This window comes from Acidovorax sp. SRI_002, from assembly GCF_057586455.1.
On the sequence record NZ_JBYCZW010000002.1, the window covers coordinates 379,984 to 393,662 of the forward strand.

At 64.9% G+C, this 13,679-nt stretch carries 19 protein-coding genes; 18 read left to right on the forward strand and 1 reads right to left on the reverse strand.

Features of this window, described 5'->3' with window-relative positions:
- Positions 1-6: 6 nt before the first annotated feature.
- A complete protein-coding gene (gene hisD, locus AC2YJX_RS06635; protein ID WP_487255606.1) occupies positions 7-1,389 on the forward strand; it encodes a histidinol dehydrogenase in 1,383 nt (460 codons plus the stop codon).
- Here the strand turns inward: hisD and AC2YJX_RS06640 are convergent.
- Positions 1,376-1,786, reverse strand: a complete 411-nt coding sequence (locus AC2YJX_RS06640) for a DUF2917 domain-containing protein (protein ID WP_121507443.1) — start codon at positions 1,784-1,786, stop codon at positions 1,376-1,378. The two genes, hisD and AC2YJX_RS06640, sit on opposite strands and share 14 nt — an antisense overlap.
- A 151-nt stretch (positions 1,787-1,937) precedes the next feature.
- Between AC2YJX_RS06640 and AC2YJX_RS06645 the strand changes: the two genes are divergently transcribed.
- From AC2YJX_RS06645 to tatC, 17 genes are all read left to right on the forward strand, one after another.
- Positions 1,938-3,392: an aminotransferase-like domain-containing protein gene (locus AC2YJX_RS06645; RefSeq protein ID WP_487255607.1), complete on the forward strand. Its 1,455-nt coding sequence runs from the start codon at positions 1,938-1,940 to the stop codon at positions 3,390-3,392.
- Between the two features lie 60 nt (positions 3,393-3,452).
- Positions 3,453-3,677, forward strand: a complete 225-nt coding sequence (locus tag AC2YJX_RS06650) for a hypothetical protein (protein ID WP_015012682.1) — start codon at positions 3,453-3,455, stop codon at positions 3,675-3,677.
- A 14-nt stretch (positions 3,678-3,691) separates the two neighbouring features.
- On the forward strand, positions 3,692-4,144 hold the full coding sequence (locus AC2YJX_RS06655; protein WP_121507442.1) for a PIN domain-containing protein: 453 nt from the start codon (positions 3,692-3,694) through the stop codon (positions 4,142-4,144).
- Positions 4,141-5,262 carry a histidinol-phosphate transaminase gene (gene hisC, locus AC2YJX_RS06660; protein ID WP_306553168.1) on the forward strand — a complete coding sequence of 374 codons (1,122 nt, stop codon included), beginning with the start codon at positions 4,141-4,143 and terminating at the stop codon, positions 5,260-5,262. Before AC2YJX_RS06655 ends, hisC begins: the two co-directional genes overlap by 4 nt.
- On the forward strand, positions 5,259-5,897 hold the full coding sequence (gene hisB, locus AC2YJX_RS06665; protein WP_121422434.1) for an imidazoleglycerol-phosphate dehydratase HisB: 639 nt from the start codon (positions 5,259-5,261) through the stop codon (positions 5,895-5,897). Before hisC ends, hisB begins: the two co-directional genes overlap by 4 nt.
- Positions 5,898-5,948: 51 nt before the next feature.
- Positions 5,949-6,626 (forward strand): imidazole glycerol phosphate synthase subunit HisH, encoded by a 678-nt coding sequence (hisH, locus tag AC2YJX_RS06670; protein WP_055399227.1) that lies wholly within the window; start codon positions 5,949-5,951, stop codon positions 6,624-6,626.
- Positions 6,627-6,691: 65 nt separating this feature from the next.
- Positions 6,692-7,432, forward strand: coding sequence for a 1-(5-phosphoribosyl)-5-[(5-phosphoribosylamino)methylideneamino]imidazole-4-carboxamide isomerase (hisA, locus tag AC2YJX_RS06675; protein ID WP_055399225.1), 741 nt, complete (start codon positions 6,692-6,694; stop codon positions 7,430-7,432).
- A 123-nt stretch (positions 7,433-7,555) separates the two neighbouring features.
- Entirely contained in the window at positions 7,556-8,356 is an 801-nt protein-coding gene (gene hisF / locus AC2YJX_RS06680; protein ID WP_055399223.1) for an imidazole glycerol phosphate synthase subunit HisF, read from the forward strand.
- Positions 8,353-8,928 carry a hypothetical protein gene (locus AC2YJX_RS06685; RefSeq protein WP_055399221.1) on the forward strand — a complete coding sequence of 192 codons (576 nt, stop codon included), beginning with the start codon at positions 8,353-8,355 and terminating at the stop codon, positions 8,926-8,928. The genes hisF and AC2YJX_RS06685 overlap by 4 nt, the downstream gene beginning before the upstream one ends.
- Positions 8,929-9,168: 240 nt before the next feature.
- Positions 9,169-9,567, forward strand: coding sequence for a phosphoribosyl-AMP cyclohydrolase (gene hisI, locus AC2YJX_RS06690; protein ID WP_176889144.1), 399 nt, complete (start codon positions 9,169-9,171; stop codon positions 9,565-9,567).
- Entirely contained in the window at positions 9,567-9,962 is a 396-nt protein-coding gene (locus tag AC2YJX_RS06695) for a phosphoribosyl-ATP diphosphatase (RefSeq protein WP_252635344.1), read from the forward strand. Before hisI ends, AC2YJX_RS06695 begins: the two co-directional genes overlap by 1 nt.
- Positions 9,959-10,345 carry a DUF4870 family protein gene (locus tag AC2YJX_RS06700; protein WP_055399217.1) on the forward strand — a complete coding sequence of 129 codons (387 nt, stop codon included), beginning with the start codon at positions 9,959-9,961 and terminating at the stop codon, positions 10,343-10,345. Before AC2YJX_RS06695 ends, AC2YJX_RS06700 begins: the two co-directional genes overlap by 4 nt.
- A complete protein-coding gene (locus AC2YJX_RS06705; RefSeq protein WP_431151970.1) occupies positions 10,338-11,402 on the forward strand; it encodes a patatin-like phospholipase family protein in 1,065 nt (354 codons plus the stop codon). The genes AC2YJX_RS06700 and AC2YJX_RS06705 overlap by 8 nt, the downstream gene beginning before the upstream one ends.
- A 164-nt stretch (positions 11,403-11,566) precedes the next feature.
- On the forward strand, positions 11,567-11,923 hold the full coding sequence (locus AC2YJX_RS06710; RefSeq protein WP_055399213.1) for a histidine triad nucleotide-binding protein: 357 nt from the start codon (positions 11,567-11,569) through the stop codon (positions 11,921-11,923).
- A gap of 106 nt (positions 11,924-12,029) precedes the next feature.
- Positions 12,030-12,272 carry a Sec-independent protein translocase subunit TatA gene (gene tatA, locus AC2YJX_RS06715; RefSeq protein ID WP_055399211.1) on the forward strand — a complete coding sequence of 81 codons (243 nt, stop codon included), beginning with the start codon at positions 12,030-12,032 and terminating at the stop codon, positions 12,270-12,272.
- A gap of 43 nt (positions 12,273-12,315) precedes the next feature.
- Positions 12,316-12,777 (forward strand): Sec-independent protein translocase protein TatB, encoded by a 462-nt coding sequence (gene tatB, locus AC2YJX_RS06720; RefSeq protein WP_055399209.1) that lies wholly within the window; start codon positions 12,316-12,318, stop codon positions 12,775-12,777.
- A gap of 62 nt (positions 12,778-12,839) precedes the next feature.
- Complete coding sequence (gene tatC / locus AC2YJX_RS06725) at positions 12,840-13,634, forward strand: twin-arginine translocase subunit TatC (RefSeq protein ID WP_055399208.1); 795 nt, start codon at positions 12,840-12,842, stop codon at positions 13,632-13,634.
- Positions 13,635-13,679: the final 45 nt, after the last annotated feature.

Genomic DNA, 13,679 nt, shown 5'->3' on the forward strand with positions numbered 1-13,679 from the left:
CCCACTATGACTTTGGTAGCTGCTCCCGCCCGTCTGTCCACCGCTGCGGCCACTTTTGAGGCTGATTTTGCAGCCCGCCTGCATTGGTCTGCCGACACCGACGCGGCCATCGAGCAGCGCGTGGCCGACATCCTGGCCGACGTGCAAAAGCGCGGCGACGCGGCGGTGCTGGAGTACACCGCCCGCTTCGACGGCCTCTCGGCGCCCGACATGGCCGCGCTGGAGCTGACCCAGGCCGACTTCAAGGCCGCGTTTGACGCCATCCCCCAGGCCCAGCGCGACGCGCTGCAGGCCGCCGCCAAGCGCGTGCGCAGCTACCACGAAGCGCAGAAGAAGGCTTCGGGCGAGAGCTGGAGCTACCGCGACGAGGACGGCACTCTGCTGGGCCAGAAGGTCACGCCGCTGGACCGCGTGGGCATCTACGTGCCCGGCGGCAAGGCCGCCTACCCGTCGAGCCTGCTGATGAACGCCATCCCGGCCCACGTAGCGGGAGTGCAGGAAATCATCATGGTCGTGCCCACCCCCGTGCGTGGCAGCGTGGCGACCGGCGGAACGGGCGAGGGCACCTCGACGAAGGGCGAGCGCAACGAGCTGGTGCTGGCCGCCGCCTACGTGGCCGGTGTGACCCGCGCCTTCACCATCGGCGGCGCCCAGGCCGTGGCCGCGCTGGCCTACGGCACGGCCACCGTGCCCAAGGTGGACAAGATCACCGGCCCCGGCAACGCCTATGTGGCCAGCGCCAAGAAGCGCGTGTTCGGCACCGTGGGCATCGACATGATCGCGGGCCCGAGCGAAATCCTGGTGCTGGCCGATGGCACCACACCGCCCGACTGGGTGGCCATGGACCTCTTCAGCCAGGCGGAACATGACGAGCTGGCCCAGAGCATTCTGCTGTGCCCCGACGCCGCCTACCTCGACGCCGTGCAGCGCGAGATCGACCGCCTGCTGCCCACCATGCCGCGCGCCGAGATCATCGCCAAGAGCCTCACTGGCCGGGGCGCACTGATCCTCACCAAGGACATGGAAGAAGCCTGCGCCATCAGCAACCGCATCGCACCGGAACACCTGGAAGTGAGCAGCACGGACCCACACCGCTGGGAGCCGTTGCTGCGCCACGCGGGCGCGATCTTCCTGGGGGCCTACACCTCCGAAAGCCTGGGCGACTACTGCGCAGGCCCCAACCACGTGCTGCCCACCAGCGGCACGGCACGCTTCTCGTCCCCGCTGGGCGTGTACGACTTCCAGAAGCGCAGCAGCATCATCGAAGTGAGCGAAGCCGGTGCCCAGGTGCTGGGCGCCATTGCTGCCGAGCTGGCCTATGGCGAGGGCCTGCAGGCCCACGCGCAGGCGGCCGAGATGCGGCTCAAAGCTGGAGTTAAGCCGCGCTGATCGCCCCCCGGGGCAGGGCACCCTGTGTGGGTGCCGACGCCTTGGGCTGAGATGCGGCGGGTGCAGGCGGACAGGCGGCTCCTGCCACCGCCCGGTGCTGCGCCCAGTTCAGCCGCGCGGGCCGGTGGCCTTCGGCACTGACCCGCAGTCGCACGGGTCCGGTGAAGGACAGGCGCTGGCCGGCCTCCAGAAAATAGTCCTCCAGAAGACCATCACAGGTCACCCAGACGCGGCCCTGTTCGACTTCGAGCAGGGCGATCTCGCCCGCGCGGAAGTCCAGCACCTGGACGGCCTGCAGCGGCGGCAGGGGCTGGCGCTTCCATTGCAGCGTGAGAGGAACCGCAGGCTGGCTGGGCAGTGCGGGCGACGGTGGGGTGGGGGTGTGCAGCGTGTTCATGCCTTCACTGTGCGGCCACCTGCGATGCGCCACCAGCCACAGGCCTGCACAATCTGGGCCAGTACAGAACAGCAAACCAACCCATCTGTACTGGTCGTACTGGGATGCCTCTGTACTGTCTATCGACCAGAGGGCCAGTACAGAATGCAGCATGGCCACCGATGACGCACCCCCGCTGTACCTCCAGATTGCCGAGCAACTCGCGCAGCTGATCCGCAATGGCACGCTCGCGCGCGGCGAAAAGCTGCCGTCGGTGCGCGAACTGGCCCGCCAGCACGGCGTGGCGCAGACAACGGTGGTGCAGGCCTACCACTGGCTCGAAGATGCGCGCCTGATCACCGCGCGCCCGCGCTCCGGCTTTTTTGTTGCGGCGCGGCCGGTGAGCCTGCCCGAGCCCAGCACACCGCGCCCGATGCGCCGCCCGCGCGAGGTGTCGGTGGACTGGCTGGGCCAGCGTATCCTGGGGCGCAACCAGCCGGTGGACATAATCTCGTACAGTAGCGGCACGCCCGGCCCCGAGCTGTTCAACCCCGACCGCGTGCGCCGCGCCGTGGTGCGCGCCGCGCAGCGCCACCGCAACCTGCTGTGCACTTACCCCGGTTCGTCGGGCCATGAGGACGCGCGCCGCGCCCTGGCGCGCTATGCCGTCAGCCTGGGCTGCAGCCTGGACCCCGAGAACATCGTGATCACAGGCGGCTGCATGGACAGCATTGCGCTGTGCCTGCGCGCGGTGACGCAGCCGGGCGACGTGGTTGCGCTGGAGTCACCCACGCATTTTTCTTTTCTGGAGGTGCTGCAGGGCCTGCACCTCAAGGCGCTGGAGATTCCCACCCACCCGCGCAACGGCCTCTCGCTGGATGCGCTGCAACTGGCGTTGGACACCCAGCCCGTCAAGGCGGTGATGGTGGTGCCCACGCTCAGCAACCCGCTGGGCAGCTGCATGCCCCAGGCCGAGCGCAGGCGCCTGGTGCAGATGGCGGCGCGGCACGACATGGCGGTCATCGAGGACGCGATCTACAACGATCTGGTCGAGGTGGACGAGATGCGCCGCACCGTCAAGTCGTACGACACCACAGGCCATGTGATGTTGTGCGACTCGTTCTCCAAGACGCTGGCGCCGGGCCTGCGCCTGGGCTGGCTGGAGGCCGGCCGCTGGGCCGACAAGCTGCGCGCCATCAAGGACCTGCAGGCGGGTGGCCAGTCCGCCGTGCTGGAGCTGGCCCTGGCCGACCTCATCACCCAGACGGGCCACGCCGCCGCCATGCGCCAGCTGCGTGCGGCCGTGGCGGCGCGCATGGATGAGGTGCGCCATGTGATTGCCGCGCACTTCCCGCAGGGTACGCGCGTGAGTGACCCGCCCGGCGGCCTGCTGCTGTGGCTGGAGCTGCCGCGCGCGCTCGATTCCGTGCAACTGCACGAGGCCTGCCTGGCCCGGCAGATTCTGATCGCACCCGGCACGGTGTTCAGCGCCAGCGGGCGGTTCCGCAACTGCCTGCGCATTGGCGTGGGGGGCGACTGGTCGCCTGCCCATCTGGAGGCGCTGCGCACCGTGGGTGACATGGCGTGCCAGATGCTGCAGGGCGGGGCACAGCGCAAGGCGGCTTGATTGTGGTGTTTTAATCAACACGAAGTTCGTGGTGCACGAAGTTCGTGTAATATTTAATCCATGAAAAACATCACCGTGACCATGGACGACACCGTTGCCGAATGGGTGCGCGTGGAAGCCGCCAAGCGCGGCAGCAGCGTCTCGCGCCTGCTCGGTGAATGGCTGGCCGAAAAGATGCGCCAGGAAGACGCCTACGCACAGGCCATGCGCGAGGCTCTTGGGTTTGAATCCTGGGGCGCGTCCAGTGGGCCCTATGTGCCGCGCGAAACCCTGTTTCTGCGCTGAACCGGGCAAAACGCATGGCCACCGTCCCCATCTTTGTCGATACCGAAATCCTGCTCGCCAGCGTGGACGACCGCGATACCGGGCGCCAGGCGCGGGCGCGTGAATGGATCAGCTTTTGCTGGCAGACGCGCAGCGGCCGCATCAGCTCGCAGGTGCTCAACGAGCTGTACAACCAGGCCATCCAGCGTTTTGATGGCCCCCACGTGCTGCAGCAGGTGCGCGCCCAGGTGCGCCGCCTGCGCGTGTGGCTGCCGCCGCACCTCGACTCCTACACGGTGGACGGCGCCTGGGACCTGCAGGACCGCTACCGCCTGGGCTACTGGGATGCGCTCATCCTCTCGTCCGCCCATCAGCAGGGCTGCCGCTACCTGCTCACCGAAGCGTTGCCACACGACCAGCCGATGGACGCCGTGCGGCCGATCAACCCTTTTCTTGTCACCCCCAACGAACTGGACACCACCGAATGACTACTCCTGCGTCGTCTCCTCTCCAAGCCCTGGCCCGTATCCGCCCCGACGTGCGCGCCATGCACGCTTACGGCGTGCAGCCCTCCACCGGCATGCTCAAGATGGACGCGATGGAGAACCCGTTCCGCCTGCCCGCGCACCTCCAGGCCGCGCTGGGCCAGCGCCTGGGTGCGGTGGCACTCAACCGGTACCCCGGCGACCGCCTGCTGGACCTGAAGGCGGCGCTCGCGAAATACGCCGGGATGCCCGAGGGCTACGGCGTGGTGCTGGGCAATGGCTCGGACGAACTCATCACCCTGCTGGCCCTGGCCTGCGCACAGCCCGGCACGGGCCAGCGCGCCACCATGCTGGCGCCCATGCCGGGTTTTGTGATGTACCCGCTGTCTGCGCAGCTGCAGGGCCTGGACTTTGTCGGCGTGCCGCTCACGCCCGACTTCGAGCTGGATGAGCCCGCCATGCTGGCCGCCATCGCGCAGCACAACCCCGCCATCACCTACATCGCCTACCCCAACAACCCCACGGCCACGCTGTGGGACGAGGGCGCAGTGCAGCGCATCATCGACGCCGCGGGCGCTCAGGGCGGCATCGTCGTCATGGACGAGGCCTACCAGCCCTTTGCCAGCCGCACCTGGATCGACCGCATGCGGGCCGAGCCCGCGCGCAACGCCCATGTGCTGCTCATGCGCACGCTCAGCAAGTTTGGTCTGGCAGGCGTGCGCCTTGGCTACCTCATCGGGCCCTCGGCGTTCGTGAGCGAGATCGACAAGGTGCGCCCGCCCTACAACGTGAGCGTGCTCAACTGCGAAGCCGCCCTGTTTGCGCTGGAACATACCGAGGTTTTTGCCGCCCAGGCCGCTGAGATCCGTGCCGAACGCACCACGCTCATCGCAGCCCTGCGCCAGATGCCGGGTGTCGAAAAGTGCTGGGACAGCGAGGCCAACATGGTGCTGATCCGTGTGGCGGATTCCGCCAAGGCCTACGAGGGCATGAAAAACCGCAAGGTGCTCGTCAAGAACGTTTCTACAATGCACCCATTGCTGGCCAACTGCCTGCGCCTGACGGTAGGCAATGCCGAAGACAACGCGCAGATGCTGGCCGCACTCCAAGCCTCCCTATGACTTCCTCCGCACTCGTACCTTCCGCCCCATCGGCCGACCCGATGGCCGACCGCATCGCCGAGGTCAGCCGCAACACCGCCGAAACGCGCATCAGTGTGCGCATCAACCTCGACGGCACCGGCCAGGCGAAGCTGCACACCGGCATCGGCTTCTTCGACCACATGCTCGACCAGATCGCCCGCCATGGGCTGATCGACCTCGACATCGACTGCGAGGGTGACCTGCACATCGACGGCCACCACACCGTGGAAGACGTGGGCATCACGCTGGGCCAGGCTTTTGCGCGCGCCGTGGGCGACAAGAAAGGCATCCGCCGCTACGGGCATGCCTACGTGCCGCTGGACGAAGCGCTGTCGCGTGTGGTGGTGGATTTCTCGGGCCGCCCCGGGCTGCACATGGATGTGAAGTTCACCTCCGGCAGCATCGGCCAGCTCGACACGCAACTGGTGTTCGAGTTCTTCCAGGGCTTTGTGAACCACGCGGGCGTCACGCTGCACATCGACAACCTCAAGGGCGTCAACGCACACCACCAGTGCGAGACCATCTTCAAGGCGTTCGGGCGCACGCTGCGTGCGGCGCTGGAGCGTGATCCGCGCTCGGCCGGTGTCATCCCCTCCACCAAGGGTTCGTTGTGAAATTTTGGGTTAAATCAGGCGCTATCGCTTGATGGATAAGCGCTAGTAGCTATGAATATGGAAGCAAAAACAGTGGCGGTCGTGGACTACGGCATGGGCAACCTGCGCTCGGTGTCGCAGGCCGTGCAGGCCGCCGCCGAGGGCACGGGCTGGACCGTGGTCGTCACCCAGCGCCCCGAAGACGTGCGCGCCGCCCAGCGCATCGTGCTGCCAGGGCAGGGCGCCATGCCCGACTGCATGCGCGAGCTGCGCGAGTCCGGCCTGCAGGAATCGGTGCTCGAAGCCGCGGCCTCCAAGCCAATGTTCGGCGTGTGCGTGGGCATGCAGATGCTGCTGGACCACAGCGCCGAGGGGGATACGCCGGGCCTTGGCCTCATCCCTGGCGATGTGCTCAAGTTCGACCTGGCAGGCCGCACCCAGCCTGACGGCAGCCGCTTCAAGGTGCCCCAGATGGGCTGGAACCAGGTGCGGCAGATGCCCCACGCCCACCACGGCGGTGGCGTGCACCCGGTGTGGGCTGGCGTGCCGGACAGCAGCTACTTTTACTTTGTGCACAGTTTCTACGCCGTGCCGCAAAATCCTGCCCACTGCGCAGGGCAAACGGACTACGGCGGTTTGTTCGCCGCCGCCATTGCACGCGATAATATTTTTGCGACCCAGTTTCACCCGGAGAAAAGCGCGGAGCATGGCTTGGCCCTGTACCGCAATTTTCTGCACTGGAATCCCTGATCCCTTAACCGCCACCCGTTCGGGCCGAGCTGCGTCTCGCCCTTTTTCACCCGAACTTCACCACCATGCTGCTCATCCCCGCCATCGACCTCAAAGACGGCCACTGCGTACGCCTCAAACAAGGCGATATGGACCAATCCACCACCTTTGGTGAAGACCCCGCCGCCATGGCGCGCAAATGGGTGGATGCCGGTGCACGCCGCCTGCACCTGGTGGACTTGAACGGTGCGTTTGCGGGCGTGCCCAAGAACTACAGCGCCATCAAGTCCATCCTGAAAGAGGTGGGCGACGACATTCCCGTGCAGCTGGGCGGCGGCATCCGTGACCTGGACACCATCGAGAAATACATCGACGGCGGCCTGCGCTACGTGATCATCGGCACGGCTGCGGTCAAGAACCCCGGTTTTCTGAAGGACGCCTGCAGCGCCTTCGGCGGCCACATCATCGTGGGGCTCGACGCCAAGGACGGCAAGGTCGCTACCGACGGCTGGAGCAAGCTCACCGGCCACGAGGTCGTGGACCTGGCCAAGAAGTTCGAGGACTGGGGCGTCGAATCCATCATCTACACCGACATCGGCCGCGACGGCATGCTCTCGGGCATCAACATCGACGCCACGGTGAAGCTGGCCCAGGCTTTGAGCATCCCCGTGATCGCCTCGGGCGGCCTGTCGAACATGGCCGATATCGAGCAGCTGTGCGCGGTGGAGAGCGAAGGCGTTGAAGGTGTGATCTGCGGCCGTGCCATATACAGCGGCGACCTCGACTTTGCTGCGGCGCAAGCGCGTGCCGACGAACTGAACGGCTGAAACCGATCACCCCCTGAGCGGCTTCGCCGCTTCCCCCCGGGGACGACGCCAGTGGCCTGGCGAAGTCAGTTCCACGGCGTCTGCTGGCCTCGGTAGCGCCTAATCAACGAATCGCTCACTGACATGCTCGCAAAACGAATCATTCCCTGTCTTGACGTCACCGGAGGCCGTGTGGTCAAGGGCGTCAATTTCGTCGAGCTGCGCGACGCAGGCGACCCGGTCGAAATTGCCGCGCGCTACAACGCGCAGGGCGCTGACGAGCTCACCTTCCTCGATATCACCGCCACCAGCGATGGCCGTGACCTCATCCTGCACATCATCGAGGCCGTGGCCAGCCAGGTGTTCATTCCACTCACCGTGGGTGGCGGCGTGCGCACTGTGGAAGACGTGCGCAGGCTGCTCAATGCGGGCGCCGACAAGACCAGTTTCAACTCGGCCGCGATTGCCAACCCTGACGTCATCAACGCCGTGTCTGCCAAGTACGGTGCTCAATGCATCGTGGTGGCCATCGACGCCAAGCGCCGCTCGGCCGAGGATGCGCAGCGCCTGGGCGCCAACGGTCAGCCCGTGGGTGCGGGCTGGGACGTGTACAGCCACGGGGGGCGCAAGAACACCGGCCTGGACGCCATTGCCTGGGCCACTGAGATGGCGCGGCGCGGTGCGGGCGAAATCCTGCTGACCAGCATGGACCGCGACGGCACCAAGGCAGGCTTTGACCTGGAGCTGACCCGCGCAGTGAGCGATGCGGTGAGCGTGCCCGTGATCGCCTCGGGCGGGGTGGGTAACCTGGACCACCTGGCCGACGGCATCCAGACCGGTGGTGCCGACGCGGTGCTGGCCGCCAGCATCTTCCATTACGGCGAATACACCGTGGGCCAGGCCAAGGCCCGCATGGCCGAGCGCGGCATTCCGGTGCGTCTGTGACGACGCCATTCGCGGGCGCGCGTTGGGCGCTGGTGGTGGCCCTGGCGGCCACGGCACTGCCCGCTGCGGCGCAGCAGGTGCCGCCCCCGTCGTATGCGAGTTTTTCTGAGCGCCTGCCCTGTGTGCACCGCATTGGCCGCTGCTTTGACGCGACCATCGGCGGCAAGCCGGTGGAGGTGATTGCCGACAAGGCCGAATTCGAGAAGCTCAAGGCCCTGCTCCAGACGCTGAACAGCAATGTGCGTGACGTGCACTGGATCGTGCGCGAACCCGTGTTGGGCACGCTCGCGCTGGACGTGGAAACCCGCGCCAACACGCTGGGTTTGCCGCTGGTGGGCGATGAGAAGGAAGAGCCCGATGTCACCGTCTATGCCCTCGACGGCCAAGATCTGGAGAGCGAATCGGAGCTGGTAGCGCAGCAAAGCGTGCGCGTGAATGGCCAGCCCGTGGTGACGCAGCAGGAAACCCTCACGCAGGATTTTCTGCCCCCGGGGCGCTATGCGTTTGCCATCAAGTACCTGGGCCGCAAGAACTGGGATCGCAAGTGGGTGTTTTTGACCGTGGCGAAGTAAATCTTCGATCAAAAGTGGTTCTGGCGCTGAGTGTGAAAGCGCTAATAGCTATTGTTTTTGTAGTCAGATTTACGCGCTGCGCAGTGCTGCAATTGGCTGCAAGCTGCCCGGTGAAGCATCTGTTTTTTCATTGAACTCTCATTTTGATAGCTGCTAGCGCTTGATGGATAAGCGCTAGAGGCAAAAATGACCTCAAAACCGCTCGCCCGGCAGGCGGGCTGGTCATTCAAATCACCGACAATCCCGCCCATGAACTGGCTCAACGAAGTGAAATGGGACGCGCAGGGCCTGGTGCCCGTGATTGCGCAGGAGCAGGGCACGGGCGACGTGCTGATGTTTGCCTGGATGAACCGCGAGGCCCTTGCCAAGACGGCAGAACTCGGCCGCGCCGTGTACTTCAGCCGCTCGCGCAAGAAGCTGTGGTTCAAGGGCGAAGAGTCCGGCCACGTGCAGACCGTGCACGAGATCCGCCTGGACTGCGACAACGATGTAGTGCTGCTCAAGGTCACCCAGCTCGGCCACGAGCCTGGCATCGCCTGCCACACAGGCCGCCACAGCTGTTTTTTCAGCGTGCTCAAGGACGGAGCCTGGCACGCGGTCGATCCGGTCTTGAAAGACCCTGAATCCATCTACAAGTAATGGCAATGGACGACAAGACCATGAGTTCCAACGATTCCCTCGCACGCCTTGCCGATGTGATTGAAAGCCGCAAGCCTGCCAACGGCGGCGATCCCGATAAGAGCTATGTCTCGCGCCTGCTGCACAAAGGGCCGGATGCGTTTTTGAAGAAGATCGGCGAGGAGGCCACCGAAGTCGTCATGGCGGCCAAGGATGTGGACCACGGCGCCGACAAGTCCAAGCTGGTTTACGAAGTGGCCGACCTCTGGTTCCACTCCATGGTGGCGCTGGCCCACTATGGCCTCACGCCTGCCGATGTTCTGACCGAGCTGGAGCGCCGCGAGGGCACCAGCGGCATCGAGGAAAAAGCCTTGCGCAAGGTGGTTGCGCGCACTGCCGAAGAAGGAGCACCATGAACGACATCATCGACGTGCAAAGCAATGAGCAAAAAGCCCAGGGCCTGAAGAACATCGGCTGGGTCAGCTATGTGCTGCACCTCATCGTGGCCGTGGGGGCCGTGCTGCCGGGTGCGCAAGCCAGCGCGCTGCTGCTCGTCATTGCGCTGGTGCTCGATCTCGTCAAACGCGGCGATGCCGAAGGCACCTGGCAGGCCAATCATTTTTCGTGGCGCATCCGCACCGTGATCTGGGCGGGCGTGCTTTACATCGTCACCGCGCCGTTCTGGCTGCTGGGATTGTTTCTCTTTAACCCCGTATGGGTTGTGATCTCCCTGTGGTTCCTGTACCGCATCGTGCGCGGCATGCTGGCCATGAGCAAGAACCAGGCGGTGGATGCCTGAACCGACGGCGTCCCTGTCGCACTTGTCATCCCTGCCACGGCTGAACCTGGCCCTGCAGGGTGGGGGCTCCCACGGTGCGCTCACCTGGGGTGTGCTGGATGCCTTGCTGGAGGATGGCCAGTGGCAGTTTGATGGCGTGAGCGGCACCAGCGCCGGCGCGATGAATGCCGTGGCCATGGCGCACGGCTTTGCCAAAGCCGCGCAGGAGCACAAAGACCCGCACGAAGCGCACCTGGCCGGTTGCGTCCAGGCGCGTGAAACGCTTACCCGGCTGTGGGAGGGCGTGGGCACGCTGGGCAGCCTGATGTGGGGCTCGCCCCTGTCGGCCGCCAACCCCATGATGGGGCTGATGCGCCAGTGGCTCTCGCCCTACCAGACCAATCCGCTCGACATCAACCCGCTGCGCCGCCTGCTGGAGCGCGAGGTGGACTTTGACCTGTTGTGCACTGTGCGCCGCGCCAGCGCTGCGGCGGGCGGGCCCAAGGTGTTTGTGTGCGCCACCAACGTGCGCACCGGGCGCGGCGAAATCTTCTCTGGCCCCCGGCTGAGCGCGGATGCCGTGATGGCGTCGGCCTGCCTGCCAGCGCTGTTCAAGGCCGTGGAAATCGACGGTGAGCATTACTGGGACGGCGGCTATTCGGGCAACCCTGCGTTGCACCCGCTGATCTATCAGACCGAGACCTCCGACATCCTGCTTGTGCAGATCAACCCCATCGAACATCTGGATCTGCCCCACTCAGGCCAGGAAATCATGGAGCGCATGAACGAAGTCACCTTCAATGCCAGCCTGCTGGCCGAGTTGCGCGCCATCGAGTTCGTGCGCCGTCTGCTGGCCGAGGGCAAGCTGGATGCGCGCCGCTACAAAAGCGTGCGCATGCACCGCATCGACGGCGGCGCCGTGCTGGCGCCCTTTGGCGCCGACAGCAAGGCCCGTGCAGACATGGCCTTTGTGCGCAAGCTTTTCGCCCTCGGCCGCACGGCCGGGCAGGAATGGCTGCACGCGCACCGCAAGGATGTGGGTGTGCGGCCCACCATCAATATCGCTGAAAATACATGAAGCCCCCCTGTGCCGCCTACGGCGCCTTCCCCCTTGGGGGACGCCACCCGTGGCCTGGCAAAGCCAGTTCCACGGTGGCACTGGCTTCGCGCGCGCCGGTTGCGACCGCTTTGGATGGCGAGCAGCGCCTGGTGACCTGTTAATTTTGTACTGACATTTTCCTCATGCACGATCCGAACTGCCTCTTCTGCAAAATCATCGCAGGCCAGATTCCTTCGAAAAAGGTCTATGAAGACGAAGAAATTTTCGCCTTCCACGACATCCACCCCTGGGCGCCGGTGCACTTTCTGATGGTGCCCAAGCTGCATATCCCTTCGATGGCGCAGGTCACCGAGGAACACGCGGGTGTGCTGGGGCGCATGATGGCGCTGGCGCCGAAGCTGGCAATGGAGCAGGGCTGCAACCCGTACCCGGAGGGTGGCTTTCGCGTCGTGGTAAACACGGGGCTTGAAGGTGGGCAGGAAATCCACCACCTCCATATCCATGTGATGGGCGGTCCCCGTCCGTGGCTCAAAGGCTGAACCAGGCTGACGGGTCGTGCAGGGAGATTCCCGCAGTTCTGCTTGGGCTGTGAACTCCTGTCACGCCCCCCGTCTAAAATGATTGCAATTCGTTAGGAGATATTCCATGGGCTCTTTTTCCATCTGGCACTGGCTGATCGTGCTGCTGATCGTCGTCATGGTGTTCGGCACCAAGAAGCTCAAGAACATGGGCTCCGATCTCGGGGGCGCCGTAAAGGGCTTCAAGGACGGCATGAAAGACGGTTCGGCCGACGCGGCTGCCACCACCACCCCACCCGCGGGCCAGGTTGCCAACAACCCTGCGACCGACAAGACCACCATCGATGTCGAAGCCAAGCAAAAGAGCTGAGCGGGCTGTTCCCGCTGGCACCCGCACGCTTTGCGCTTGATCCATGATTGATATTGGCCTGTCCAAGATGGCGCTGATCGGCGCGGTGGCTCTTATAGTCATCGGGCCCGAGAAGCTCCCCCGTGTGGCCCGCACGGTGGGCACCCTGCTGGGCAAGGCCCAGCGTTACGTGTCCGATGTGAAGGCCGAGGTCAACCGGTCCATGGAGCTCGACGAGCTCAAGAAAATGAAGGACACGGTGGAGAACGCCGCACGCGATGTGCACAACTCCATCCAGACCAGCGCCAGCGAGTTCGAAAAGGACTGGGCCGAGGCTACCGACACCGCCAGCTCGGCGTTGCAGGACCAGACCGCCGTCGTGCCGGCCTACAAACACCCCGGCAAGAACTGGCGCCTCAAGCGGGGTGCGGTGCCCCAGTGGTACAAGGCCCGAAGCGGTGTGCGCACCAAGGCACAGTCCGGCGCGGCCCGTGTGGCGCGTTTCCGTCCCCGTAAATTCCATTGATGCAGCAGCCACCAGCGCACCGCGCGCTGCATGGGCGGCCCTGACGCCCACGAAAACCCAACATGTCCGAAACCCCTTCCAAAGAAGACGAGCTGGCCGGTACCGAGCAGCCGTTTGTGCAGCACCTGATGGAGCTGCGCGACCGGATGGTCAAGGCCATCATTGCCATCGCGATTGCGGCGGCGATTTTGTTCTTCTTCCCTGGCCCTGGCGCGCTGTATGACTTTCTGGCGGCGCCGCTGGTGGCCCACCTTCCCAAGGGCGCCACGCTGATCGCCACGTCGGTGATCTCGCCGTTCATGGTGCCGCTCAAGATCTTGTTGATGTCGGCCTTTTTGCTGGCACTGCCGTTTGTGCTGTGGCAGGTGTGGGCCTTTGTGGCGCCTGGCCTGTATTCCCACGAAAAGAAGCTGGTGCTGCCGCTCGTGATCTCCAGCACGCTGCTGTTCTTCATCGGGGTGGCGTTTTGCTACTACCTGGTGTTTGGCCAGGTGTTTGCGTTTATCCAGAGCTTTGCGCCCAAGAGCATCACCGCCGCGCCAGACATCGAGGCCTACCTGAGCTTTGTGCTGTCGATGTTCCTGGCGTTTGGCTTGTCCTTCGAGGTGCCGATTGCCGTGGTGGTGCTGGCGCGCATGGGCATCGTGAGCGTGCAGAAGCTGCGCGAATTCCGTGGCTACTTCATCGTGATCGCGTTTGTGATCGCCGCCGTCGTCACGCCGCCCGATGTGGTGTCGCAGCTGTCACTGGCGATCCCCATGTGTCTGCTGTACGAGGTGGGCATCTGGGCGGCGCAGATCTTCATCAAGCACACCAAAGCCCCGGAAGAGGGTAGCGAGCCCGCCTCCAACGCCTGAAGGTTGAGTTTCTCGTGAAAATGAGCTCTAGCGCTTGTTGGATAA

Excerpts from the sequence above, each read along its gene's own strand:
- hisD (WP_487255606.1), top strand. The coding sequence starts at position 7 with ATGACTTTGGTAGCTGCTCCCGCCCGTCTGTCCACCGCTGCGGCCACT.
- AC2YJX_RS06640 (WP_121507443.1), bottom strand. The coding sequence starts at position 1,786 with ATGAACACGCTGCACACCCCCACCCCACCGTCGCCCGCACTGCCCAGC.
- AC2YJX_RS06645 (WP_487255607.1), top strand. The coding sequence starts at position 1,938 with ATGGCCACCGATGACGCACCCCCGCTGTACCTCCAGATTGCCGAGCAA.
- AC2YJX_RS06650 (WP_015012682.1), top strand. The coding sequence starts at position 3,453 with ATGAAAAACATCACCGTGACCATGGACGACACCGTTGCCGAATGGGTG.
- AC2YJX_RS06655 (WP_121507442.1), top strand. The coding sequence starts at position 3,692 with ATGGCCACCGTCCCCATCTTTGTCGATACCGAAATCCTGCTCGCCAGC.
- hisC (WP_306553168.1), top strand. The coding sequence starts at position 4,141 with ATGACTACTCCTGCGTCGTCTCCTCTCCAAGCCCTGGCCCGTATCCGC.
- hisB (WP_121422434.1), top strand. The coding sequence starts at position 5,259 with ATGACTTCCTCCGCACTCGTACCTTCCGCCCCATCGGCCGACCCGATG.
- hisH (WP_055399227.1), top strand. The coding sequence starts at position 5,949 with ATGAATATGGAAGCAAAAACAGTGGCGGTCGTGGACTACGGCATGGGC.
- hisA (WP_055399225.1), top strand. The coding sequence starts at position 6,692 with ATGCTGCTCATCCCCGCCATCGACCTCAAAGACGGCCACTGCGTACGC.
- hisF (WP_055399223.1), top strand. The coding sequence starts at position 7,556 with ATGCTCGCAAAACGAATCATTCCCTGTCTTGACGTCACCGGAGGCCGT.
- AC2YJX_RS06695 (WP_252635344.1), top strand. The coding sequence starts at position 9,567 with ATGGCAATGGACGACAAGACCATGAGTTCCAACGATTCCCTCGCACGC.
- AC2YJX_RS06700 (WP_055399217.1), top strand. The coding sequence starts at position 9,959 with ATGAACGACATCATCGACGTGCAAAGCAATGAGCAAAAAGCCCAGGGC.
- AC2YJX_RS06705 (WP_431151970.1), top strand. The coding sequence starts at position 10,338 with ATGCCTGAACCGACGGCGTCCCTGTCGCACTTGTCATCCCTGCCACGG.
- AC2YJX_RS06710 (WP_055399213.1), top strand. The coding sequence starts at position 11,567 with ATGCACGATCCGAACTGCCTCTTCTGCAAAATCATCGCAGGCCAGATT.
- tatA (WP_055399211.1), top strand. The coding sequence starts at position 12,030 with ATGGGCTCTTTTTCCATCTGGCACTGGCTGATCGTGCTGCTGATCGTC.
- tatB (WP_055399209.1), top strand. The coding sequence starts at position 12,316 with ATGATTGATATTGGCCTGTCCAAGATGGCGCTGATCGGCGCGGTGGCT.
- tatC (WP_055399208.1), top strand. The coding sequence starts at position 12,840 with ATGTCCGAAACCCCTTCCAAAGAAGACGAGCTGGCCGGTACCGAGCAG.